This window comes from Streptosporangiales bacterium (assembly GCA_009379955.1).
In the GTDB taxonomy this organism is placed as follows: domain Bacteria; phylum Actinomycetota; class Actinomycetes; order Streptosporangiales; family WHST01; genus WHST01.
Genome location: WHST01000045.1, coordinates 21188 through 45161 on the forward strand (window position 1 = coordinate 21188; position 23974 = coordinate 45161).

A 23974-nucleotide genomic window follows, 5' to 3' on the forward strand; every position below is an offset into this window, starting at 1 on the left:
GATGAACCCCAGGCAGAGACGAGGCGCCGCCCTCATGATCGTCGCCACACTCGGCGCGATCGTGGTCTTCGTCACGGTGTTGAGCTACGTGAGCTCGGTGCGGGCCGAGGTCGGCGACCTGGTGACGGTGCTCAAGCTCAAGCAGGATGTGGCCGCCAACGGCGCCGTCACGAAGGCACAGGTCGAGGAGGCCGAGGTACCCAAGCGCTGGCTGAGCGGACCGTTCGTCTCGGACACGCGTGACCTCGACGGCAAGGTCGCGGTCAACGAGCTGAAGAAGGGCTCGTACCTGCAGACGAGCATGATCATCGACGCGCCCTCCCTGCGCCCGGGACAACGGGAGATCGCCATCATGATCGACGCGGAGACCGGTGTCGCCGGCAAGGTCACGTCGGGATCGGTCGTCGACGTGTACGCCACCTACACCGAGAGCACCGGTACCCGCAGCAAGTCGTGCGCCACCCAGTTGCTCTCCCACGCGCGCGTCATCGAGGTGGGCAGGCTGCGCACCGAGAAGGGCGAGGGCGGGAACGAGGATTCCCAGGCAGACCTGAGTCAGGTCGTGCCCGTCACCTTCGCGCTGAGCCAGCGGGACACCAAGCGGCTCGCGTGGGCCGAGGGCTACGCCACGAAGGTACGACTCGCCCTCATCGGTCCGGGAACCACGGAAGACGAACCGGATACCGGGGAAGTGTGCTCGATCGACCCGGTCAAGGAACAGACGCCATGATGCTCACTCCGGAGGCCGGCTCATGACACCCGCGACCGTCGACGAACGGGAGGCGCACCGGTGAGCTACATGGTGCTGCTGTGCACGGCGGAAGAGACGACGAGCGGCCGGTTGCGTGCGCAGATCGCCGAGCTGCCCGACATCCACCTCAGCAGCGTCCTGGCCGGCTCGAGCAGTGTCGTGCCCTACCTCGCCGACAACGGCGGCATCGACTGCCTGCTCCTCGACGAGAGCTTCGGACCGCTGCCGCCGGCCGAGCTGATCCGCGAGGTCACGGGCCGCTATCCGCACGTCGCGGTGATCATGCTGGTCGCCGAGGCGACCGCGGGCGTTCTCGGCTCGGCCATGGAGGCCGGTGCCCGCGGCGTCCTCGTCGCGAAGCCGTCGCTCGAGGACCTCGAGACCAAGATCAGCGGGGTCGCCGAATGGTCGCGCACGATGCGCCGGCACATCGAGGGCTACTCCACGGAGCAGTCGATGGCCGGCACCACCGGGCGCATCGTGGTGGTGGCAGGCAGCAAGGGCGGCACGGGCACCACGACCCTGGCGGTCCACCTCGCCCTGGCCGCGACGAGCGCCCGCAGATCGGTCTGCCTCGTCGACATGGACCTCCAGGCCGGCGACGTGCCGACCTATCTCGACATCACCCACCGCCGCAGCATCGTCGACCTCGCGGAGGCTGCGGACGAGATCAGCGGCACGGTGCTCGCCGACACGCTCTTCGCGCACCGCGCCGGGCCACACGTGCTCCTCGCGCCACGTGACGGCGAACGTGCCGAGGACGTGTCGAGCACCGCCACCCGCCAGCTGCTCGGCAGCCTGCGGTCGCGGTACGACCTCGTCATCGTCGACTGCGGCGCCTACGTCACGGACGCCGCCGCCATGGCCACCGAGATCGCCGACTTCGCCGTCATCACGGTCACCCCCGACATGCCCGCACTCCGTGGCGCCCGCCGGCTGGTGGAGATGTGGGAGCGCCTCCAGGTCCGCAAGCGCGACGACCTGGCCGTGGTCGTCAACCGGCACCACAGGCAGAGCGAGATCCAACCCGACTTCGTCCGCAAGGTCCTCGGCTTCCGCGTGCTCACGGCCACCGTGCCTTCGGTCTTCCGCGGCCTGGAGTCCGCGGCGAACACCGGCACCCCGTCCGAGGTCGAGAACCCCGCGTTCCGCAAGGCGATGGGTCGGATGTTGCGCGAGATCGGTGCGCTCCAGGGACCGCCGCACGGCGCGGTGCAGACGGTGAACGTGCCCGCTCCGGCACCGGCCGGCAAGGGCAAGCGCAAGAAGAAGACCAGGCCCAGGCAGGCGGGGCAGGCCACGATCGAGTTCGTCGCGATGCTCCCGTTCATCGCCATCCTGGTGATCGTGCTGTGGGAGTCGCTGCTGCTCGGCATGGCGATGATGACGGCCAGCCATGCGGCCAACGAAGGTGCCAGAGCCGCGGCGGTGGGGCTGGCACCCGACAAGGTCCGCGAGCGCGCCCACGAGCGCATGCCGGGTGACTGGTCGAAACGCTCCACGATCGACTACCGCGAGGGCGACGACAAGGTCACGGTGTCGCTGCGTGTGCCCGTCCTGATGCCCCGCATCGAGGCCCCGTGGCACATGACGGCCTCGGCGGAGGTGGTGCACGAATGACGACGTCACGTCGGTATGCGCGGGGCTCACGCGGTCAGGCGACGATCGAGACCGTCGCCTACCTGCCCCTGCTGTTCGCCATCTTCTTCACGGTCGTCGAGGTCTTCGCCTACTTCATGACCATGGAGCAGGTCGACAACGCCGCGCGGACCGGTGCGCGGGTGGAGAGCCAGGGCTTCAACGGGAGTGTGGCCGCCCGCAGGGCGTTGCCGGAGTCGGTCCGCAAGCAGGGATCCACGATCGTGGTCAACAGCGACGGCGTGACCGCGACGGCGACCGTCACCGGGCAGGTGCCGATCATCTTCAACGGACCGATCGACTGGAAGGTCACCCGTACCGTCCAGATGCCGGTGGGTTGACCATGAGCCTCAAGGACCGCGTCGACAACGGCGACTCCCCCGCGGCGACCGACGAGTCCGTCGGGGTCGCGCACTGGCGCGAGCGCCTGCTCGACGAGATCGACTTCACCGAGCTCGCCGGGCTCGACGTGCCGCAGCGACGTGCCCGGCTGGAACGCGTCACCGGCCACATCGTCAGCCGCGAGGGCCCCGTCCTGTCGAACCGCGAGCGCGCGGCACTCATCCGCCGCATCGTCGACGAGGCCCTGGGGCTCGGCGTGCTCGAGCCGCTCCTCGCAGACGAGACGATCACCGAGATCATGGTCAACGGCCGCAACGACGTCTACATCGAGCGCAACGGCCTCATCCAGCGCATCGACACCGAGTTCACGAGCGACGAGCAGCTCTACCAGACCATCGACCGCATCGTGTCGCAGGTCAACCGCCGCGTCGACGAGTCGAGTCCGATGGTCGACGCGAGGCTGCCCACCGGTGAACGGGTCAACGTCATCGTCCCGCCGCTCGCCCTGTCCGGGCCGACGCTGACCATCCGTCGCTTCCCCCGGCCGTACCCGATGGACGAGCTCGTCCGGCTGGGGACGATCGACGTGCCGACCGCCGGCCTGCTCGCGGCCATGGTGCGCGCGCGGTTCAACGTCGTGATCTCCGGCGGCACGGGCACCGGCAAGACCACCTTCCTCAACGCGCTGTCCGGGCTCATCCCCGAAGAGGAGCGCATCGTCACCATCGAGGACGCGGCGGAGCTCCAACTCCAGCAGGACCACGTGGTGCGGCTGGAGTCCAGACCGCCGAACGTCGAGGGCAAGGGAGCGATACCGATCCGCGAGCTGGTGCGCAACTCGCTGCGCATGCGCCCCGACCGGATCATCGTCGGCGAGGTCCGCGGTGCCGAGACGCTCGACATGCTGCAGGCGATGAACACCGGGCACGACGGCTCGCTCGTCACCGTGCACGCGAACTCGACGGATGACGCCATCTACCGACTCGAGACCCTCGCGAGCATGAGCGAGGTCAACATCCCGTACGACGCGGTACGCGACCAGATCAACAGCGCGGTCCACGTCATCGTGCACCTCGACAGGGGGATCGACGGCAGCCGCAGGATCGTCGAGGTGGCCGGCATCGCGTCCCGCCGCAGGGAGAACTTCCAGCTCCAGACACTCCTGGAGTTCGAGCCGGAGCCCATGGGTCCCGAGCGGATCGTGCGCGGGGAGTTCGTCCACCGGCCGATCCCCCCGGCGATGGCCAAGCGCCTCACCTATGCCGGCGAGGCGGTGCCCGCGACCTTCGGTGTGTCCTCCGTGGACGACCGCAACAAGCGGGAGGCCACGTGACGGGCAACGTCCTGCTCCCGATCGGTGCCATGGTCGTGGTTCTCGGCCTCGCCCTGCTGGGGGTGTGGCAGTACGGCAGGGGCCTCGACCAGAAGGGATCCCTGGCCGCACGCAACCCGCTCAGCGACGCCGAGCGCCGGGCGCGCCGGCCGATGGCGCGGCTCGACAAGGCGCTGGCCCGTACGGCACTCGGCCAGTCGGTCGGTCGGCGTATCGCGGCCGCGGGTGTCCAGGTCCGCGTCTCGACCTTCGTGATGACACTGTTCCTGGTGGCCGTCGGGGCCGTGGCGGCCGCGTGGCGCTGGCTCGCACCGTTGTTCGGCGTGGTCGCCGCCATCGTCGTCGTCTGGGTGTTCCTGCAGTACCTCCGCCAGATGGAGGAACGTCGCAAGGAGGCCTTCATCGGCCAGCTGCCGGAGCTCGCCCGGGTGCTCTCGAACGCCTTCTCCGCCGGCCTCGCCCTCCGCACGGCGGTCGAGATGGCCGCGGACGAGCTCGACGAGCCGGCACGCACCGAGCTCCAGATCACCGCGCACTCGCTGCGGCTCGGCCAGTCGACCGAGCAGGCACTCGCCGATCTCGGCGACCGGCTGCCGTCGCGGGAGCTGTCGGTCCTGGTGAGCACGCTCATCATCTCGTCCAGGGCGGGCGGTTCGATGGTCACGGCCCTGCGCAACCTGTCCAGCACGCTCGAAGCCCGCAAGGAGGTGCGTCGCGAGGTCAAGACGACCATGGCTCAGGCCGTGTACACCGGCTACCTGATCGGCGCGATGGGTGTCGGCATGCTGTTCCTGGTCAACTACATCATTCCGAACGGGCTCGCGACCATGACCTCCGATCCGGTCGGCCTGGTCATCCTCGTCATCAGCACGGCACTGTTCGCGACCGGCGTCGTGGTGGTCAACCGGATGAGCAGGATCGACCTGTGATGACCACGCTGCTCGTCCTCGGCTGCGCGGTGGGCGCGGCGCTCTGCACGGTGCTCGCGGCTCGCGGCTGGCTGCTGGTCACGACACAGCCATCGGTGCCGCGGTACTTCTCGATGTCCGAGCGCAGGCGACGAGCCGCCAGGCTGCCCAAGGACGAGAAGGGGCCGCTGAGCAAGATCGTCGAGTCGGTCGGGCGGCCCTTCGCCGGACTGCTGGGTTCCCTGCTCGGCCCCGAGCGCACCGAGCGCTACCGGCAACGGCTGGGGCGGTCGGGTCGCGCCGGTGCGGTGCCGGTCGAGGTCTACCTCGCGAGGAAGGCCGGCTCGGTCATCCTGTTCGGCCTCTTCGCGGTCGTCTTCTTCTTCGCCAGGCAGTGGTTCCTCGGCGTCGTCTTCCTGCTGATCGGGTGGTTCTGGCTCGATCTCATGCTCTGGGCGTACGCCCGCAGGCGCGCCACCGAGATCGAGAAGGCGTTGCCCGACTTCCTCGACGTGCTGTCGGTGACGGTCAGTGCCGGTCTCGGCTTCCGCCGCGCGCTGTGGCGGGTGTGCGAGAGCATGCCCGGCCCGCTCGCGGAGGAGTTCACGCTCGCCCTCCAGCAGATGGACCTCGGCACCAGTCGCAGGGACGCGCTGCGGCAGATCAGGAGCCGCACGTCGTCGCCGACGCTGTCGCAGTTCCTGACCGCGATCCTGCAGGCCGAGGAGCTCGGTGCCCCGCTGTCGGATGCCCTCATCGAGATCAGCGTCGACATGCGGCGCAACACCTCGCAGGAGGCCCGGCGGCGCGCGGCCCGTACGGCGCCACGCATCCAGCTGGTGGTCACGTTCCTGATGGTGCCTGCCGCACTCATCCTGCTGCTCGGCGCCATCATCCTCTCGATGTCCCAGGGAGGAGGAGTCGGTGTTCTCGGTTAGCTCCTCCTACACCCTGCAACCCAGGGCGGCGCAGCTGTGCCGGCTGCTCCTGCGGGTACGGCTCGTCATCGCGCTGTTCGCCCTGCTGCTGCTGGTGACCCACCCGCTGAGCGCGCGCTTCGTCGTCGCGTTCCTCGGCGCGTTCGTCACCTCGCTGCTCGCCTACGTGTTCTGGCGCCGCATCACCCAGGTACTTCAACGACACCCCATCCTCGCCGGCCTCGACGTCGTGGTCTCGTTCATCGTGCTCGGCCTCGGCGGATCGTCGACCCCGTTCCTGCTGCTCACCGTGATCACGTCGGCGATCGCGGGGCTTCTGTACCGGTGGGGAGGCGTGCTCTACATCTCCACGCTGCAGGTGATCTGCTACTTCACGGTCCTGTTCTTCCAACCGGGCTCGACCGAGATGTGGAACTTCCAGACCGTCGTCGGTCAGCCGTTGTACTACCCGCTCGCGGGGTTCCTCGGGGTGTGGGTCCGCCGACTGCTCGACGAGACCGCCTCGACCGACCAGCTGCGGCGGGAGGCGGAAGTCCTCGCGGCGGCGGCCGAGGAGCGGGCACGGCTGGCCCGCGAGATGCACGACTCGCTCGCGAAGACCGTCCGTGGCATCGAGTTCGCCGCGACCGCGCTGCCGCGATGGGTCGAGCGCGACCCGGAACGCGCCGGCACCGAGGCGCGGCGCATCGCGTCCGCCGCGGCCATCGCGTCCAGGGAGGCCAGGGACCTACTGTCGGAGCTGCGGGCGGCCGCCGACGGCGTGGAGCGGCCCCTCGTGCCCACCCTGACGTCCCTCGTCACCGAGTGGTCGGCACGCACGGGCATCCCGACCGAGCTCAGCACCGCGAGCGACGTCGAGCTGCCCGCGCGCAACCGCTACGAGATGACGGCGACCCTCGCCGAGGCGCTCTCCAACATCGAACGTCACGCGGCGGCGTCCCGGGTCTCGGTGACGCTGGCACCCGTCGACGGCACGCTCCGCCTCGTCGTCACCGACGACGGGCGTGGCTTCGCCCTCGAACAACGAGACGAGCTTGTGCGGGAGGGCCACTACGGGCTCCTCGGCATGAGCGAGCGCGCCAGGCGCGCGGGCGGCGCCCTGACGGTCGACTCGCATCCCGGTCAGGGCACGACGATCACGCTCTCGGTGCCGCTGCCGGACCCGACCTCCACCGCCCGCGGCCACGTCGATCCGTCGACACCGGCTCCACCCGTTCCATCCACCCACGAACCGGTCAAGGCACGGTGACATCAGGCATGCTTCGCGTCATGGTCGTGGACGACAACCCGATCGTCCGATCCGGTCTGGTCTCGCTGCTGGAGGCGAGCGGTGAGGTCGAGATCGCGGCCGAGGCCACCGACGGCCGGCAGGCCGTCGATCTGGCGTCGACCTTCGACGACCTCGACCTCATCCTGCTCGACGTGCGCATGCCGGAGATGGACGGTGTCGAGGCGGTCAAGCAGCTGAGCGGGCGCTGCACCGTCGTCATGCTCACCAACACCGAGGACGCCTCGACCGTTCAGGCCGCGATCCGCAACGGGGCAAGCGGGTACCTCGTGCACGGCACCTTCGGCGTCGACGAGCTCCAGACCTACATCCGCTCCGCCGTCGCGGGTGCGAACCCACTCTCTCCGCCCGCCGCCGCAGCCGTCATGAGCGCTCTTCGCGAGTCTCCCGTCGCGACCGCCGCGCCGGCCGACGTCAGCTCCGCCGCGGCGATCGAGGCGATGCTCAGCTCGCGGGAGGCCGAGGTGATGAGCCTGATCACGCAGGGCAAGTCGAACAGCGAGATCGCCGCCGACCTCTTCCTGAGCGAGAAGACGGTGAAGAACCATGTCAACCGGATCTACGCCAAGCTCGGCGTCGCGTCGCGAGGCGCCGCCATCGCACGATGGATCGGCACCGACGTCGCTGCCGGAAGACCGCCGGAGGCAGGTAGCACTGCCGGCTCCGGGGGCCCAGGGACCTAGTCAGACTTGGGCCCCTCCACGTCCCCAAGTTGGGACCCGGGGCCCTTCGCGGAGCGAGCGTGAGGGCATAACTTCGGTGACAACAACAGGGACACACGCACACACTCCCCACAGGAGAAACGATGAACACCAAGATGCTCTCGCTCTACTGCTCCGCACAGATCTCGGTCCGCAACTTCGTCGACACCCAGGCGACAGCGCTCAGGGAGCGTCGGGAGAGCGGCCAGGCGACGCTCGAGTACGTCGCGCTCATCGTTCTCCTCGCCGCGGCGCTCGCGGTCGGCTTCATCGCGATGCAGGGCATCACCAAGGGCCCGCTCGTCGACTTCGTGCAGAACGTGATCAAGGCCGGTCTCAACGCCGCACTCAAGGCGCTCGGGATCACCGTCGAGTAAGACGATCTGACGGCGGCACAGCGGTGAAGCGGTACAAGCGCGGCGAGGAAGGCGGGGTCTACCCCGTCTTCCTCGTCGCGTTCATGGTCGTGATCGCCATGGCGGCGGTGCTGATGCACGTGGGCAAGGCCGGTGACATGCGCACCAGGGCGCAGACGGCCGCCGACGCCGCCGCACTCGGCGCGGTCGCCGAGATCCGCGACCGGGCTCTCGGCCTCCTCGTCCAGGGCATGATCCCCTGGGCCGGCTACAGCCCCGAGACCACCCCCGACGCGGCGCGCAGGTACGCCAAGCGCAACGACGCCACCGTTACCCACGTCGACCACCGCGGCATCTTCGCCAACTACGCTGTCGTCGACGTCCGCGGCGACGAGCGGCTGCAGGGGATCTTCGAGAAGTTCCGCGGCGGACGCGCCGAGGCCGACGCGATCGCCAAGGTCGACTTCCCCGAGTGCACCCCGTTCCCGCTGGCGGATCCGCTGGGCGAGAACCCGGCCGCGATCAGGGGACTCCTGTGCGACGGCACGTACGTGCCGATCGGCTCGAGTCCCAAGACATGGATCCGCCTGTTCACCATCCGGCTCGTCGCGAAGGCTCCCAAGAAGGAGCCGCTCGCGATCAGCCCACTCGGCACCGGCCGGCAGGTCCCGTCATCCGCCGGCAGCGCGGACCTGTGCGCACAGGTCGGCTTCAACGCCGGTTTCCGGGAACGCCACCTGCTCATCACCGCCGTCGCCGTCGCCCTGGCCGAGTCGAGCTGCCGCCCGACCGCCCAGAACACCAACACCAACGGCACGGGCGACTTCGGGCTCTGGCAGATCAACAGCATCCACGGCTATCCGCTGTCGTGCCTCTACAACGCCCAGTGCAACGCCAACGCCGCCTACCGCATCTACAGCGACAGCGGCAACTTCCTGCCCTGGTGCACCTACGAGAAACCCGCCTGCGGCGGCGTCGGCAACGGGTCGTACCGGCAGCACATCACCGCTGCGACGGCGGCCGTCGATCGGCTCGGCAAGGCCTAGGGCGCCCTGGTGTTCCCACCGTGATGTGTAGCTGTGCTTCGGCGGACCCGCGCCGGCGCGTTCAGCCGATCGCGACGTCCTTGAACGTGCCGACGTGCGGGATGGCGACGTCCACGCTGGTCACGTCGTCCGGTGGGGCGGCGAAGGTGGCGTTGAGGTAGAGGGTCTGCCCGCCGGCGACACCACGCGTACCCGAGCACAGACAGTGCATGCCGGACGTGGGATGTGCGGGGTCGCGGTAGCGCGCGGTGAGGTGCTTCTTCTTGTTCTTGCCGTCGACGAGATAGACGCCGCTCACGTTCGACGCGCCACCTCGGCCGAGGTCGTCACCGAAGGTGCCCAGCTCGTCGGTCTCGTTCTTCGCGCCGAAGTCGAGGGTGACGTACGCACCGTTGCGGCGGAGCTCGTAGAGGTGGAAGGTCCACTTGCCCCTGCCGCTCGACCCTGCGGCACCGACGGTCGCGGCCTTGCTCGCGATCGTCTTGCTCGGGGTGGGTATGCCGGTCGCCTGCGGAGCGGACGACGACGGAGTGGCGCTCGGGGCCGACGGAGTGGCCGGCGTCGTCGAGGACGTGCCACCACCGCCGCCCGACCCACCGCAACCGGCGAGCAGCAGGCTGCCACACACGAGCGCCACCACGCCGACCGCCAGCCGCTGCCCTCTCGCCATGACCCTCACCTGCGGTAGACGATCTCGACTCGGCGGTTCAGCGCCCGGCCCTCGGGGTTGTCGCTGCCCTTGACCGTGTTGGCGGCGACCGGGTCCTTCTCTCCGTAACCCTTGGCGGTCAACGTGATCCCCGTACCCGAGAGCAGCGGACCGAGCTCCTTGCGCACGGCATCGGCACGCCGCTTCGACAGCGACAGGTTGTAGGAGTCGGATCCCTTGCTGTCGGTGTAGCCGCGGACCTCGACCGGCCCGCTCGCGTTCTTGCGCAGGATCGCGGCGGCCTCGGCGATGCGTGACCTCGCCTTGCCGGTCAGCGTCGCCTTGTCGAAGGCGAACAGCACGTCGGCGGCGAGGGTGACCTTGCCCTTCTCCTCGCGCACCGACAGGTCGATGTTGGCGGTCTCGGCCGAGATGTCGACGACAGGGGCCTTCGCGGCCGGTGCCGTGGAGTGCGGCTGTGCCACGAGGACGGCCGGCATCGTCTGACCGGGCTCGGGAGTGGGGAGCGGCGTGGCCGGCGGCGCCCCGTCGGTGATCGGGACGTCGCGGAACAGGCCGAACGTGGGCAGGTAGACGCTCATCGTCGACACGTCGACTGCCGGAACGGCGTAGGTCGCCGAGACCAGGGTGGTCATGCCCGTACCGAACTTGGGGTTGGTCGAGCACAGGCACTTGTTGTCCGCGTCACGGGCGACGAGATACGCCTTGCCCGCCTTCATGTCGAGGAGGTTCATGCCGGTCGACTCGTTGAGCGACGGGTCCTGGTCCTCGAGGTCGCTCGGCGCGCTGAGCAGGAAGGTCATGCCCCCGACGAATCCCGCGGGTGCGTCGCCGGCCACCCGCAACCCCACCTGGAGCTGCGCGTTCTCACCGTCTCGGTAGATGCCGTAGACCGATGCGACCAGGTACGTGCTCGCCGCCGGAAACGCCGAGCCTGCCGTGTCCTCGTACGGGACCTGTGCCACGCGCTCGGCGACCGGCTGCCGCTGTCCGTCCGGGGTGGCGGTGTTCGACGCGGGCGAGGAGCTCTGCGGCGCAGAGCTCGACGGTGACGGGTCGTCACCACCACCGAACAGGCCACAAGCGCTGACGCTGACGGCAGCGCCGAGCACGGCAGCCGTCCTGATCGTCCTGCGCACGCGGATACCCATGACAACAGGTGAATCTACCGGACCCGACCACGACTGTCAGGGCGTCGCACACAGGGCAAGACGGGAATGTCGCGTGGGACCGCCTGACGCGAGTGCGCAGGCATTAGGGTCATGCACGTTCGACTGCCGACCGACGACGAGGTGGACGCACGTGTCACTGAGCAGCGCCGGCGTCGTCCGTACGGCCCTCGCATCCCTCGCCTTCACCCTGCTCCTCGTCTTCCTGCTCGCCGCGGTCGCGAACGCCCTCGGCTCCGCCGGGGTGCCCGTCGAGGCCGTGCAGGTCGCCGGGTTCGTGCTCGCGAGCCTGGCCAGGATCTACGCGGGCGTGCTCGGTGGTCGCGCGGCCAGGCGTGCCGACCTTTCGGTCGCCGGCGCGGTGTTGACGGGGACGGTCGGCTGCGCGGTCGGGTACATCGCCTTCGAACTGCTGAACTCCGTGACCGAGGTCGTCCTGCTCGCCAGGGAGCTCACGTTCGGGTGGAGCATGCTCTACGGGATCCTGCTGTGGCTGCCCGCGGGCGCGATCGGCGGCTACCTCGGTGGCCGCCGCAAGGCACGACGCCGCTAGTCCGGTGCCGATGGGTCCGTGGGCCCAGCCCGAATTGGAGCGCAGGACTCTCGTTGCCGGGACGCCGCGGACCTAGTGTGACGGTCATGGTGGGATCGGCGAGATGGCGCAATGCGCGGCGCAACCGTCAACGGGGGGCCGCGACTGTCGAGTATCTCGCCGTCCTGCTCATTCTCGCGTCCTCGCTCTCCGTCGGCCTCGTCACCGGGCTCGCCAAGGGCGCGCTCGTCGACCAGGTGAACTTCGCGCTGTGCAAGAGCATGGTGAAGGCCGTCCGCGTCCTCGGCGTCGAGGTCGAGAACACGTGCGTCGCGCCGATGCCGAAGAACATGCCGCCGTGCGTGACGTACAAGCAGGACCGCCTGTTGGGCGCCAACGGCACGTTCCGCTTCATCCGCGGCGAGCTGACCGGCAAGGACACGATCGTCGACCTCGTCGACCCGGTGACGGGCGACGAGTCGGCCCTCGTCTTCCTGAGCAACGAGGCCGGCGTCGGGCTCGAGTACAACGACAGCGTGTCCAAGGGCAAGTTCACCAGCGCGATGGAGAGCAGGGGTCTGTCGCCCCAGGGGAAGCTCATGCTGCAGGGCGGCACCGGCGTCGTGTACGAGTTCGACTCGCACGAGGACGCGCAGAACTTCCTCGACTCGCGCCGCGGCAACCTGTTCACCCGCGGGCTCGGCGTCATCACCGGCGGCAAGGCCGACGCGCTCTTCGACGGCGCCCGCAACCTCTTCAACGACATCACCGGGAACGACGACGACGATGCTCCGACTCCGTCGGGCCTCACCGCCGATCTCGCCATCCAGGCCGAGGCCGGGCTCAGCTACGAGACCGGCACCCAGAGCCAGACGAACGGCGCGAGCTTCCGCCTCGATGCGACCGCGAACGGCGAGGCGCGCGGGCAGTTCCGCTACAACTTCGACGGTACGTCCCAGATCGAGGTGCGCTTCGAGGGCGAGGTCGGCCTGGAGGGCGGCGTCGGCGCGAACGAGCACCTCAAGGACCAGATCCCCCTGCTCGGCGACCTGAGCGTGACCGGGGGCGGCAACCTCGCCGGCGCGGTCGGCTACCGGCTCCGGTTCGACAAGCACGGCAACCCGACGCAGTTCGTGCTCACCACCGAGTCCGGCGGCGGCCTCCAGTGGAAGGCCGGCGCCAACCGCGGCCACGCCGGCGGCCAGGACGGCGAGCTGACGGTCAACACGTACACGCTCGACCTGACCAACCCGGAGAACATGGACGCCTTCGCGGACTCGTTCCCGGCGCTCGCGGCGGGTCAGCTCGCGAGCCCGATCTCGCCCGTCGCCATCCTCACGACCGACAACCCGATCTCGCGGCGGCTGAAGGAGAACAGCGTCCAGTACGAGCAGGTGTACGACACCGAGGGCGACATGCTCGGCGTCGACTCACCGGACAGCGCGAACGAGAAGGGCCTGAAGATCAAGGGCGTCGGGATCGGCTTCAACGACGAGACCGCCAAGCGGACCCTCAGGACCGCCCGCTACATCGACCACAGCCAGCCCGGCTCGACCTGGCAGAATCTCGCCAAATGCGAGGGTTGACGAGACGGGATCGAGGCAGTGGCCCACGCGGCACCGGGGCGCTGCGTACGGCCGGCGCCCTCGTGCTGCTGCTGGCCGTGGTCGCCGGCTGCCGCGGCGGTGAAGGGCCCGAGGCGTCGCCGTCGCCCACCGTCACGCCGCTGCCGGGCAGCGTCCAGGTCAGGGACTTCAGCTTCGTCCCGCCGGACGGCCTGACCAAGGTCGGGGAGCGCAGCAAGCAACAGAACACCAACGCCAGCTACGAGATGGTCGGCACGGCCAAACCACCGATGTCGCCGCCACGGTTCGACGTCTTCGTGGAGAAGGGCGACGTCGGCTCGGCGAAGGTCCGCGCGGCGGCGATCGTCGACCTGGCAAACCTCCAGCTCGACGACGCGAAGATCGTGCGGAACGAGCGCGTCAAGGTGCCCGGCGCCGTCGACGCGCGACTGATCGAGATCACGTTCGTCTGCGGGGGTACTTCCGGCAAGGCGAAGATCCCGTGCCGGCAGTTCGAGGTGCTCGTCCAGACGGCGCAGAAGCCGCAGTACGGCCTGCGCTACGGCATGCCGCAGAAGCATTACGACAAGGCCGCCGTCGACGCGCTGACCGACTCCCTGCGGGTCATCGCCTGACCCCGCGGCCTCGACACGTGAACGGCACCCTCACCCCATCGGGGCACGGTGAGGGTGCCGTTCACAGGTGCGCTCCGAGGATCGTCAGTGGAGTCACCTCACCGACGTGGACTGCGAGCCTATTGACGAGTCAGTGCCAGGCGTGGCTCTGGCGACGCGTGCTACTGACAACTCAGCTGAGCCGCGCGAGGAGTGCGGAGGCTGCGATCACGAGGACGAACAGCGCGATGGCGAAGCCCGCGGCGTACGCCACGACGCCGGCGCCCCTGGCGGTGTCGACGTACGCCTCGGCCGGGTCACGCGGGTCGTACGCCACGCGCACCCGCTGGCCGGCCTCCGCCACCGGCGGGTTGGACGCCACGCGGCTCTCGGTCTGCACCTCGCGGCCGTCGGTCGTACGGAAGGCCAGCACCGGCGCGTACGTCGTGGGACGGCGACCTGCACGGGCCGTGCCCGAGTCGCGCGTGCGCACGTCGACCACGACACCGGGCACGCGGACGGCCCTGCGCCGCCCCGCGACCTGGCGCACCAGGCCGGTGCCGGTCACGACGGTGAGGAAGAACGAGCCGACCGTGATGATGACGGACGCGAGCAGCACGTAGTCGAGGTCCATCGGGTCACCTGGTCGCGTCGTACTCGATCTCGAGCCGGTCACCGCGGGAGACGCCCCACCGTTCGAGCGCACCCCACTCGGCCTCGAGGACATGCCGCGCCCGCAGCCGGTTGCGACCGAGTCGGTTGCGTTTCATCCGCACGATGGCGATGACCGTCCACGACCTGTCGAGGTAGGCCACGTCGAGGGGGAAGCGCATCTGGAACGTGTGCACTCCACTGCACGGACTGATCAGGAACGCGCCCTCGACGCCGTTCCTGCCGAGCAGCCCGCGGGTGCGCTTCTTGTGCGACGCGGCGACCTCGAGCGGCGCGATGCGGGTGCCGTCCTTCTTCAGCCAGCCGCGCCCGTTGTGCAGCTTCACCGTCTGCCCGTCCCTTCGTGCTCAGTTGACGAGGATCGCGATCAACGCACCCGCCAGCATGAACGGCCCGAACGGGATCGCCGTCTTCCTGGTACCCCGCCTGCTGATGACCAGCGCGAGGGCGAAGAGCCCGCCGAGCAACACACCGTAGAACGTGCCGGCGAAGCACGCCCCGGCCCCCAGCCAGCCGAGGTAGATGCCGAGGAGGCCGGCGAGCTTCACGTCACCCCACCCGAAGGCGCCGGGACCGATCAGGCCGCTGAGCAGGAACAGCAGGGCGTACAGCACCCACAGCACGGCCATGCCGACCACGGCGGTGAGCAGGGACCACCAGCCCTCGAAGAACGCGGCGCCGGCGAGGAGCGCGAGCGCGATCGGGTAGGACGGCAGGGTCAGCCGGTCGGGCAGCCGGTACTCGACCACGTCGATCGCGGCGAGTGCCACACCGACGACGGCGAAATAGAGGTAGGCGGGCAGTGCCGGGGTGAGACCGAACCGCAGGGTGAACGCGACGAACGCCCCGGCGCACGCGAGCGGCACGAGCACGTCGCGGGGCCCGGTGACCGCGGGCCGCCACGCGGCTCGCAGCGACCGCCCGGCGATCCTCGCCGCCACGAGAACGCCGGCCACCAGTCCCGCGAGACCGGCCAGCACGGGCCACATGTACGTCAGCACCGTCGCCACCTCTCCTGTCCCGGCAATCTACCGAGCCGGCGGCTGCCGCGGTGCCGCTCACCACGGCGCTGTGGACGGTCGGGGTCCTAAGCTTGGCCGTGGCACCCGCGTCACCATGCGTGGGCGAAGGACAGGAGACAACAACCATGTCTGAGTCCGACCGCATCGAGACCTACCAGGTCCAGTCGGAGACGGTCATACCACGGACGACCGGGGTGTTCGCGAGGCACACCGGGCACGAGCAGGTCGTCTACTGCCACGACGAGCCGAGCGGGCTGCGGGCGATCATCGCCATCTACAGCACCGCACTCGGTCCCGCACTCGGCGGCACCCGCTTCCATCCGTACCTCGACGAGACCGACGCGCTGGACGACGTGCTCAACCTCTCCCGCGCCATGGCGTACAAGGCGGCCATCACCGGCCTCGATCTCGGCGGCGGCAAGGCCGTGATCATCGGTGACCCGAGCGTGCACAAGACCGAGGCGTTGCTGCGAGCGTACGGTCGGTACGTCCAGTCCCTGGGTGGCCGCTACCTCACCGCCTGTGACGTGGGCACCTACGTCGAGGACATGGACGTCGTCGCGCGCGAGTGCCGCTATGTCACCGGACGCTCCACCGAGCACGGCGGCGCCGGCGACTCGAGCGTGCTCACCGCATACGGCGTGTTCCAGGGCATGCGGGCCGCCGCGGCACGCGTCTGGGGCTCCCCCGAGCTGCGCGGCCGGCGGGTCGGCGTGGCCGGCGTCGGCAAGGTCGGCAGGCACCTGGTCGAGCACCTGGTCGACGACGGCGCTCGCGTGGTGGTGACCGACGTCGCCACCGAGCGCCTCGAGCGGCTCACCGCGGCCCACCCGGGCGTCGAGACGGCCGACGACACCGCGGCCCTCGTCCGGCTCCCCCTGGACGTCTACGCGCCGTGCGCTCTCGGTGGCGCGCTCGACGACGACACCGTGCAGATCCTGTCCGCGGCGGTCGTGTGCGGCGCCGCGAACAACCAGCTCGCCCGCCCGGGCATCGAGAAGCTCCTCGACGAGCGACGCATCCTCTACGCGCCGGACTACGTGGTGAACGCCGGTGGGCTCGTCCAGGTGGCCGACGAGATCGAGGGCTTCAGCTTCGAGCGGGCGAGGAAGCGGGTCGAGGGCATCTACGCCACGGCGTCGCAGGTCTTCGCGGTCGCGACCGAGGAGAACGTCCCCCCTTCCGTCGCCGCCGACCGGATGGCCGAACGCCGGATGAGCGCGATCGGCCGCCTCCGCGGTATCCACATCGGGTGAGCATCGGACGACAAACGGCCATGTGCCGTCGCCGACTCGACCGTCGACACGATACGGTGGGACTCAACCAGACCGGCCAACCCGTGCGGCCGGAACGTGACTCATGTACGCGAATCGGGGTTGCAAGCCCCGCGTTGAGGGGGTCGAGCCAATGGGGCGCGGCCGGGCAAAGGCCAAGCAGACGAAGGTCGCCCGCAAGCTCAAGTACAGCAGCGGTAACACCGACCTGTCACAGCTTGCTGAAGAGCTAGGCGCGGCGTCGCCGACTCCACCGCCGAGGGCGGACGAGCCGGCGGACCGCGGCGACGAGGCTCGATACACCGACGACGACCTCGTCGCGAAGTACTCCGACTACGCCGACGACGTCGACCGCCGCTGACCAGGCGTCGGCTGAGGTACGGCTGCGCCGGTCAGCTCGGGTGAGCCCCGGTCAGACGCACCTCGCCGGCTCCGGCGACCACCTCACCGGCGACCCAGGCGGGCACCTTGCGCCCGACCAGCACCGCGAGGGCACGGTCGACGTCGCCCTGAGCCAGCACGGCCAGCATGCCGACGCCGAGGTTGAACGTCCGCTCCATCTCCTCCCGGTCGATGCGTCCGCGAGCCTCGATCAGCGCGAAGATCGCCTGGGGGGTCCAGGTGGACCTGTCGACGACCGCGTCGAGCGTGGCCGGGAGCATCCGGGCGAGGTTCGCCGCGAGGCCACCGCCGGTGACGTGCGCGAACGCGTGCACCTCGGTCTCCGCGGCCAGGGTGAGGCAGTCCTGCGCGTAGATCCGGGTCGGGACGAGCAGCTCGTCACCGAGTGAGCGGTCGAGCTCGTCGGGCTCCGCGTCGAGCGTCATGCGCCCCATCCGGAGCAGTGCGTGCCTGGCCAGGGCGTACCCGTTGGAGTGCATGCCGGACGAGCCGAGTGCCACGACGACGTCGCCCGGACGGACCCGTTCCGGCCCGAGGATGGCGTCCTCGTCGACGATGCCGGTGCCAGCACCCGCCAGGTCGTACTCCTGCGGCTGCATGATGCCCGGGTGCTCGGCCGTCTCGCCGCCGACGAGGGCGCAGCCGGCGATGCGGCAACCGGCGGCGATACCGCCGACGATCGCCGAGATCCGCTCCGGCACGACCTGGCCGCACGCGATGTAGTCGGTCATGAACAGCGGCTCGGCACCGCACACGACGAGGTCGTCGACCACCATGCCGACGAGGTCCTGGCCGATCGTGTCGTGCCGGTCGAGTGCCTGCGCGACGGCGAGCTTCGTGCCGACGCCGTCGGTCGAGGTCGCGAGCACGGGCGACTTGTACCTGCTCGTATCCAGGCGGAACAGGCCGGCGAACCCGCCGAGGTCGCCGAGCACCTCGGGCCGGGTCGCCGACCTGACCTGTTCGGCCATCAGGGCGACCGCCCTGTCACCCGCGTCGATGTCGACACCGGCCTCCGCGTACGTCGCCGCCCCGCCGGTGTCGTCAGTTCCCGAGCTCATGATGAGGTCTCAGCTCCCGCCGCCTGCTTCTCGACCGTCCACGTGCCCTCGAGGAGGTGCTTGCCCAGCGCTCCCTCCTCGGGGAGCGGGATCGGGTAGTCACCGTCGAAGCAGGCCATGCACAACCGGTCCTTCGGGATGGTAGTCGCCTCGATGAGACCTTCCAACGAGATGTACCCGAGCGAATCGGCTCCCAGCGAGGTTCGGATCTCGTCGACGGACAGGCCGGCGGCGATCAGCTCGGCGCGCGAGGCGAAGTCGATCCCGTAGAAGCACGGCCAGCGCACCGGTGGGCTGGCGATCCGGATATGGACCTCGGCCGCGCCCGCCTCGCGGAGCATCCGGACGATCGCGCGCTGGGTGTTGCCACGCACGATCGAGTCGTCGACCACGACCAGCCGCTTGCCGGCCACGGCCTCACGCAGCGGGTTGAGCTTCAGCCGGATGCCGAGCTGACGGATGGTCTGGCTGGGCTGGATGAAGGTGCGGCCGACGTAGGAGTTCTTGGTGAGCCCCTGCCCGTACACGATCCCGCTGGCCTGGGCGAACCCGATGGCCGCGGGTGTACCGGACTCCGGGGTGGGGATCACCAGGTCGGCGTCGGCCGGTGCCTCCCCGGCGAGCCGCCGGCCGATCTCGACCCGGCTCGCGTGCACGCTGCGGCCCGCGATCGTGGTGTCGGGACGGGCGAGGTAGACGTACTCGAAGATGCATCCCTTGGGCGCGGGCTCGGCGAACCGCCGCGACCGCAGGCCGTGCTCGTCGATGATGATCATCTCGCCGGGCTCGACGTCGCGGACGTACGCCGCGCCGAGGATGTCGAGCGCACAGGTCTCGCTGGCGACGGCCCACCCGCCCGCGAGGCGGCCGAGCGAGAGCGGCCGGACGCCCTGGGGGTCGCGGGCGGCGTACAGGGTGTTCTCGTCCATGAACACCAGCGAGAACGCGCCGCGGACGGCGGGCAGCAGCTCCATCGCCGCCGCCTCCACTGAGGTGTCCTGGTTGCGCGCGAGCAGCTCGGTGAGGACTCCGGTGTCGGTCGTGGACTCCTCCCCCAGGCCGGGGAACATCACGGCCTCGGCCATCACCTTGCGCGCGCGGCGCGACAGCTCCTCGGTGTTGGTGAGGTTGCCGTTGTGGGCGAGTGCCACGCCCCCCATGCCCGTCGAGCGGAACGTCGGCTGCGCGTTCGCCCACACCGAGGAACCGGTCGTCGAGTACCTGCAGTGCCCGATGGCGACGTGTCCGGACAGGGAGGCGAGCGTCGACTCGTCGAATACCTGGGCCACGAGGCCCATGTCCTTCACCACGAGGATCTGACGCCCGTCGCCGACGGCGATGCCCGCCGACTCCTGCCCGCGATGCTGCAGGGCGTAGGTGCCGAAGTAGGCGAGCTTGGCGACCTCCTCGCCCGGAGCCCAGACACCCAGCACACCGCAGGCATCCTGCGGTCCACGGTCGGAGGGATCGATCTCGTGCGTCAACCTGCCGTCGCGCGAAGACACGTCCGCAGTCTATGCAGACGCGGTGCCGGCTGCCGCCGGAGGGAACCGGGACCGCGGAAACATGCGTCGACTCCGCGGGTCTGGACCCACTACCCTACGTGCATTCATCGGTCCGGCAGTCTGGTCGGATCTCGAGGGGAGCTCAGGTGCGAGCTAGTGTCATCACCGCAGTGGTCTTCATGGCGATCTGGCTGGTGGCCGGGATCGCCTGGGACACGACCATGGGCTACCTGCTCATGGGTCTCATCGCCTGGGGCGCGGTCGGGTTCATCGCCGCGATGCTGGTGAGCCGGGTCGTGGCCGGCCGCAGGGACGAGGCCGACGAGTACGAGTAGAGCGGCGCGCCCGCGGCTACGCGGATGACCGGTGCGATCCCACGGAGCGAGACGGGCGACGCCCACGGGTGTCGTCCGCACCCGCGGCGACGGGGACGAACGCCAGCAGCAGGCCGACGACGGCGACGTAGGTGCCCACCGTCGCTCCACCAGGGGTGAGCTGGGTCGACGCACCGACACCGACGAGCACGGTGAGGCCCACGCCGGCGGCGTACGCGTGCCAGCCGTACGTCCAGCGGTCGGCTGTCGCGAGCGCCGCGCAGGTGACGGCCAGCAGCCCCACCATGATCGCCACGCCGGTCGGGCTCAGCGAGGCGTAACGCTCCACGTCGGCCAGCCCGAGTTCCAGCACGTCCTCGCGGGGCTCACTCGCCCGGCCCCACGGGAGCACCAGCGACGCGGCCGTGAGCGCGAGCCCGACGGCGCCGAGCGCACGGACGTCGGCGCCGTCGGCCTTCGAGCGGTCGAGCCGGTCACGGAGCTCCGTGACCCGCGCGGCGGCGGCCTGGAGCCGTTCGGCGAGCGCGGGAACGCGCGGGTCATCACTCATCGGCCGACATCCGCACCCGGACGACGCCGGCGGCGCCCGCGAGATAGACCGTGTCACCGTCGACGGCCACGTCGACGGGGCGCCCGATGCTGCCGGTGCCGGGATCGGCGTCCACTCCCCCGCCGATCGGGCCGGCCGTGCCGTCGCCGGCCGCGACGTCGGTGCCACCGGTGGGTCGCACCCGCAGCAGCAGGCCGGCCAGGTCCCCTTGTGGCAGGGCGTACACCGTGCCGTCTCCCGCGACGCCGAAGTCGGTGACGCCGACGTCAGGACGGTCGTCGGGGTTGCCGGACAGCGTGGGGACGACCTGGTACGGCGGTAGCACCGCACTGCTGCGCCGGGTGATCACCGGCTCGGGCTCGGCCCCGTCACCGGACAGCCGGTACACCCCGCTCTCGGAGCCGGTGGGGCGGAGTCCGTACCACTGGTCGCCCTCACCCCGGACGAGTGCGCTGAAGTCCCCGTCCCACGGGAGCCGGTCGAGCTTCGTGCCGTCGAGCCGGAACGTCTCGGATCCCGACGAGAACACGACGGTGCGATCGCGGGCGTCGTATGCCGCCCCCGAGACTCCCTCGCCGCGGAGCGGGAGCCCGGTGTCGAACGACTCGCCCGCATTGCTCGTGACCAGCGGTTCGACGTCGCCGCGCCGGTCCACGAGGAAGAGCACGGCGCCGTCCGGATCTCCCCCGGAGTACCCGCACCACACGAGCAGTTGGTCACCTGCCGGGGCGATGCCGCCGATCTCGGCGTCCGCCGGCGGCTCGAACACCCGGCGGCCGCGCCCGCCGGAGGAGACGTACACGGCCTCGTCGGTGGCGTATGCGAATCTCTCGCGACCGAGCGACGCCACGTGCAGTGCCGGCGCCTCGGTCAGCCGGGTCACGTCGTCGACCTGGCCGGGAGCGACGACCTCACGGCACGCGCCGGGAGTCACGCGTCCTGCCGCGCTCGACGGGATGCGGTAGACCTCGCCGGTACCCATGGCGGACGCGTACGCGTTGCCGGCGGCGTCGGTGGTGAGGGCCTGCGACGGCAGGAAGCCGGGATCGAGCTCGGCCAGGCCGCCGTCCGCCCGCAGCACCCGCAGCCGTACCTGCCCCCGGAATCCGAGCTGCTCCCTCGACCTGGTCTCGGCCACCAGGACCGAGCCGTCGGGCCTGGCCAGCATCGCGGTAACGGGTCCCACGTACGAGTCGACCGCGCTGCCGGTCGCGCAGGCGGGATCGAGTGGTCCGCCGGCCACGGTGTCGATGGTGCCGTCGGGGTCGATCGCGCGGATGCGACGGTTGCCGCTGTCGGCGACGTAGACGGTGCCGTCTCCGGTCACGGTGAGGGCGCTCGGCTCGTCCAGCATGGCCTCCGTCGCGGGCCCGCCGTCACCGGCGAACCCGGCCGCGCCGGTGCCGGCCACCACCCGCAGGTCGTTGTCGCCCACCCGGCCGGCCCGCACGGCGCCGGCGTCGAGGGCGTAGACGCGGTTGTCGTCGGTCGCGACGTAGACGGTGCCGTCGGCTGCGACGGCGAGGTCGTACATGGTGCCGACGGTCTCGCTGGTCAGCACACTGCGGACCGCGCCCGACCGCCGTTCGTAACTGAAGAGGTCGTCGTGGCCCTGGCCGAGCACCCGCCCGTCGCCGGTGGCGACGAGACGCCGGGGTATCGGCACGTCCTCACCGGCGGGTGCCGGCCAGAGGCGCAGGCGGCCGCTGCGACCGACCTCGACGATGCGAGTCGACTGCGCGATCAGCAGGTCACCCGACGGCTCGACCGCCATGGGCGAGGCCGGCCGCAGCTGCGCGCGCGTGGCGGGCCCGCCGAGCACCCCGCGTGCCGAGTCGGACCTCGCGCCCGCGACCTTGACGACCTCGTCGGCGGGCGGCTGCTCGTCCGTCGCCGTGAGGAAGGAGACGGCCGACCCCGCACCCACGCCGACGACGACCGCCAGCGTGCCCCCGAGCAGAGATCGGCGCCAGGTCACGAGCCGTCCTCCGAAGCGAGCATCGCAGCGGTCCGAAGCGCACACCTCAGCCACCCACCCAGCGAGCGAGGAGCGGAACGGAGGAGGACAGCGGGGAACACAGTCACGAGCCGTCCTCCGAAGCGAGCATCGCAGCGGTCCGAAGCGCACACCTCAGCCACCCACCCAGCGAGCGAGGAGCGGAACGGAGGAGGACGGCGGGGAACACAGTCACGGGACCCTCGCCGCCCAGAACCCGAACCGGGTGGCCGCGAGTGCGCCGCACCCGGCGAGGACCAGCGACAGGGCGAGGCCGGCGTAGAGACCCGCGGCCGGGCCCGCGACGCCGCTGATCGCCGACGAGGAGTCGACCACGCGCCACCACGACCAGCCCGTGGCCGCCGCGAGTGCGAGGCCGGCGCCGGTCACCGCCCAGGCCATGGTCGCGCCGACGTCGCGGAGCGTGAGCGCGACGGCGACGATGACGACCGTGACCACGTACAGCAGCCGGAACGCGACGGTGCCGTCGGTGTGCAGGCCGAACGCGACGCCGGCGAGGTCGGCGTTCTCGAAGCGCGCCCACGGCAGCAGCAGGGTGACGCCGTCGGCGACGAGGACCGCGAGGGTGAGCCACCACAGCCAGACGCGCCGGGGCAGGGCGGCCACGCGTCCCTCCAGCTCGGCGACGTCGTGCTCGACCTGCTGGACGAGCTGCGCGAGCCGGGTGACGGTGGGCTCGTCGTCGGAGACGGAGTGCTCACTCATGGCGATCCTCGACCGGTAGGTGGGCGGAGAGGTCGGCACGGCCTCCGGTGGCACGGACGCGGGCGTCGCCGAGTGCCGTGTGCCAGTCGAGGCGACCGGTGGCCAGCAGCAGCCAGGTCACGGGATCGGTCTCGACGACGTTCGGCGGCGTGCCGCGGGTGTGACGGGGGCCTGCGACGCACTGCACGGCGACGTACGGCGGGACGCGCAGCTCCACGGACCTCCCCGGTGCCCGCCTGGCCAGCGTGCGGGCGAGATGGCGGACGGCCGCCGCGAGATCGGCCCGCGCCGGCTCCTCGTCCGCGTCGAGCGCCGCGACGACCCGATGCACCGTGGCATCGAGGTCGACCGCAGGCTGACTCGGCATGAGGACAGTTTATGGCGTGCGTGCGCGGCGACGACGGCTTCACCTCACGGACCCGGACCTCACCTCGTCCCTGCACGAGGTGAAGTCCCCGTTGATCACGTCAACCACTGGGGGACCCTGGCGGGCCATCCCCTACGGGTGAAAAGTAGGGGGTGGCCCGCGGTGTCCCTGGCGACGGCGTGATCACAACGGTGCGGTAGAGCCCGCACGTCA

General features: G+C 70.4%; 27 protein-coding genes. 15 read left to right on the forward strand and 12 right to left on the reverse strand.

The window, feature by feature from the left end:
* Position 1 precedes the first annotated feature (1 nt).
* The 9 genes from cpaB to GEV10_15130 are packed head-to-tail and all read left to right on the forward strand — an operon-like array spanning position 2 to position 9301.
* Positions 2–730: a Flp pilus assembly protein CpaB gene (gene cpaB / locus GEV10_15090; protein ID MQA79781.1), complete on the forward strand. Its 729-nt coding sequence runs from the start codon at positions 2–4 to the stop codon at positions 728–730.
* Positions 731–790: 60 nt separating this feature from the next.
* Positions 791–2371, forward strand: a complete 1581-nt coding sequence (locus GEV10_15095) for an AAA family ATPase (protein MQA79782.1) — start codon at positions 791–793, stop codon at positions 2369–2371.
* A complete protein-coding gene (locus GEV10_15100) occupies positions 2368–2730 on the forward strand; it encodes a pilus assembly protein (GenBank protein ID MQA79783.1) in 363 nt (120 codons plus the stop codon). The genes GEV10_15095 and GEV10_15100 overlap by 4 nt, the downstream gene beginning before the upstream one ends.
* Before the next feature lie 2 nt (positions 2731–2732).
* Entirely contained in the window at positions 2733–4064 is a 1332-nt protein-coding gene (locus GEV10_15105; GenBank protein ID MQA79784.1) for a CpaF family protein, read from the forward strand.
* Between the two features lie 29 nt (positions 4065–4093).
* Entirely contained in the window at positions 4094–4993 is a 900-nt protein-coding gene (locus GEV10_15110; GenBank protein MQA79785.1) for a hypothetical protein, read from the forward strand.
* A complete protein-coding gene (locus GEV10_15115) occupies positions 4993–5910 on the forward strand; it encodes a type II secretion system (T2SS), F family protein (GenBank protein MQA79786.1) in 918 nt (305 codons plus the stop codon). Before GEV10_15110 ends, GEV10_15115 begins: the two co-directional genes overlap by 1 nt.
* On the forward strand, positions 5897–7159 hold the full coding sequence (locus GEV10_15120) for a hypothetical protein (protein MQA79787.1): 1263 nt from the start codon (positions 5897–5899) through the stop codon (positions 7157–7159). The genes GEV10_15115 and GEV10_15120 overlap by 14 nt, the downstream gene beginning before the upstream one ends.
* Before the next feature lie 8 nt (positions 7160–7167).
* Positions 7168–7881, forward strand: a complete 714-nt coding sequence (locus tag GEV10_15125) for a response regulator (GenBank protein ID MQA79788.1) — start codon at positions 7168–7170, stop codon at positions 7879–7881.
* Entirely contained in the window at positions 7745–9301 is a 1557-nt protein-coding gene (locus tag GEV10_15130) for a hypothetical protein (protein MQA79789.1), read from the forward strand. The genes GEV10_15125 and GEV10_15130 overlap by 137 nt, the downstream gene beginning before the upstream one ends.
* 61 nt (positions 9302–9362) lie before the next feature.
* Here the strand turns inward: GEV10_15130 and GEV10_15135 are convergent, their stop codons facing one another.
* The 3 genes from GEV10_15135 to GEV10_15145 form a co-directional block, all read right to left on the reverse strand.
* Entirely contained in the window at positions 9363–9599 is a 237-nt protein-coding gene (locus GEV10_15135) for a hypothetical protein (protein MQA79790.1), read from the reverse strand.
* The gene (locus GEV10_15140) at positions 9596–9880 is read right to left on the reverse strand and encodes a hypothetical protein (GenBank protein ID MQA79791.1); all 285 of its coding nucleotides are present in this window, start codon (positions 9878–9880) and stop codon (positions 9596–9598) included. Before GEV10_15140 ends, GEV10_15135 begins: the two co-directional genes overlap by 4 nt.
* A gap of 96 nt (positions 9881–9976) precedes the next feature.
* Positions 9977–11122, reverse strand: coding sequence for an OmpA family protein (locus tag GEV10_15145; GenBank protein ID MQA79792.1), 1146 nt, complete (start codon positions 11120–11122; stop codon positions 9977–9979).
* 151 nt (positions 11123–11273) lie between these two features.
* On the opposite strand from GEV10_15145, the gene GEV10_15150 reads away from it, so the two are divergent.
* The 3 genes from GEV10_15150 to GEV10_15160 all read left to right on the forward strand — a co-directional run bounded on the left by GEV10_15150 (position 11274) and on the right by GEV10_15160 (position 13872).
* Positions 11274–11693, forward strand: a complete 420-nt coding sequence (locus GEV10_15150; protein MQA79793.1) for a hypothetical protein — start codon at positions 11274–11276, stop codon at positions 11691–11693.
* Positions 11694–11779: 86 nt separating this feature from the next.
* Entirely contained in the window at positions 11780–13258 is a 1479-nt protein-coding gene (locus GEV10_15155) for a hypothetical protein (protein ID MQA79794.1), read from the forward strand.
* Positions 13246–13872, forward strand: coding sequence for a hypothetical protein (locus GEV10_15160; GenBank protein ID MQA79795.1), 627 nt, complete (start codon positions 13246–13248; stop codon positions 13870–13872). The genes GEV10_15155 and GEV10_15160 overlap by 13 nt, the downstream gene beginning before the upstream one ends.
* Before the next feature lie 172 nt (positions 13873–14044).
* Here GEV10_15160 and GEV10_15165 read toward each other — a convergent pair whose 3' ends face one another.
* From GEV10_15165 to GEV10_15175, 3 genes are read right to left on the reverse strand one after another with little or no spacing between them, the layout of a single operon-like run.
* Positions 14045–14578: a DUF3592 domain-containing protein gene (locus GEV10_15165; GenBank protein ID MQA79796.1), complete on the reverse strand. Its 534-nt coding sequence runs from the start codon at positions 14576–14578 to the stop codon at positions 14045–14047.
* The gene (locus GEV10_15170; GenBank protein MQA79797.1) at positions 14490–14849 is read right to left on the reverse strand and encodes a DUF192 domain-containing protein; all 360 of its coding nucleotides are present in this window, start codon (positions 14847–14849) and stop codon (positions 14490–14492) included. Before GEV10_15170 ends, GEV10_15165 begins: the two co-directional genes overlap by 89 nt.
* A gap of 21 nt (positions 14850–14870) precedes the next feature.
* Positions 14871–15524 (reverse strand): prepilin peptidase, encoded by a 654-nt coding sequence (locus tag GEV10_15175; protein ID MQA79798.1) that lies wholly within the window; start codon positions 15522–15524, stop codon positions 14871–14873.
* Between the two features lie 146 nt (positions 15525–15670).
* On the opposite strand from GEV10_15175, the gene GEV10_15180 reads away from it, so the two are divergent.
* Both GEV10_15180 and GEV10_15185 read left to right on the forward strand, forming a co-directional pair.
* Positions 15671–16801: a valine dehydrogenase gene (locus GEV10_15180; GenBank protein MQA79799.1), complete on the forward strand. Its 1131-nt coding sequence runs from the start codon at positions 15671–15673 to the stop codon at positions 16799–16801.
* A 151-nt stretch (positions 16802–16952) separates the two neighbouring features.
* Positions 16953–17180: a DUF3073 family protein gene (locus GEV10_15185; protein MQA79800.1), complete on the forward strand. Its 228-nt coding sequence runs from the start codon at positions 16953–16955 to the stop codon at positions 17178–17180.
* A gap of 31 nt (positions 17181–17211) precedes the next feature.
* On the opposite strand, the gene GEV10_15190 is transcribed toward GEV10_15185, so the two are convergent.
* Both GEV10_15190 and GEV10_15195 read right to left on the reverse strand, forming a co-directional pair.
* Positions 17212–18282 carry a phosphoribosylformylglycinamidine cyclo-ligase gene (locus tag GEV10_15190; protein MQA79801.1) on the reverse strand — a complete coding sequence of 357 codons (1071 nt, stop codon included), beginning with the start codon at positions 18280–18282 and terminating at the stop codon, positions 17212–17214.
* Positions 18279–19787 (reverse strand): amidophosphoribosyltransferase, encoded by a 1509-nt coding sequence (locus tag GEV10_15195; protein MQA79802.1) that lies wholly within the window; start codon positions 19785–19787, stop codon positions 18279–18281. The genes GEV10_15190 and GEV10_15195 overlap by 4 nt, the downstream gene beginning before the upstream one ends.
* Positions 19788–19933: 146 nt before the next feature.
* Here GEV10_15195 and GEV10_15200 point away from each other — a divergent pair, with 146 nt between their 5' ends.
* Positions 19934–20122 (forward strand): hypothetical protein, encoded by a 189-nt coding sequence (locus tag GEV10_15200; protein ID MQA79803.1) that lies wholly within the window; start codon positions 19934–19936, stop codon positions 20120–20122.
* Positions 20123–20138: 16 nt separating this feature from the next.
* Here the strand turns inward: GEV10_15200 and GEV10_15205 are convergent, their stop codons facing one another.
* From GEV10_15205 to GEV10_15220, 4 genes are all read right to left on the reverse strand, one after another.
* A complete protein-coding gene (locus GEV10_15205; protein ID MQA79804.1) occupies positions 20139–20672 on the reverse strand; it encodes a hypothetical protein in 534 nt (177 codons plus the stop codon).
* A complete protein-coding gene (locus GEV10_15210; protein MQA79805.1) occupies positions 20665–22650 on the reverse strand; it encodes a PQQ-binding-like beta-propeller repeat protein in 1986 nt (661 codons plus the stop codon). The genes GEV10_15205 and GEV10_15210 overlap by 8 nt, the downstream gene beginning before the upstream one ends.
* A 210-nt stretch (positions 22651–22860) precedes the next feature.
* The gene (locus tag GEV10_15215) at positions 22861–23394 is read right to left on the reverse strand and encodes a hypothetical protein (GenBank protein ID MQA79806.1); all 534 of its coding nucleotides are present in this window, start codon (positions 23392–23394) and stop codon (positions 22861–22863) included.
* Positions 23387–23761, reverse strand: a complete 375-nt coding sequence (locus tag GEV10_15220; protein ID MQA79807.1) for a hypothetical protein — start codon at positions 23759–23761, stop codon at positions 23387–23389. Before GEV10_15220 ends, GEV10_15215 begins: the two co-directional genes overlap by 8 nt.
* Positions 23762–23974 lie beyond the last annotated feature (213 nt).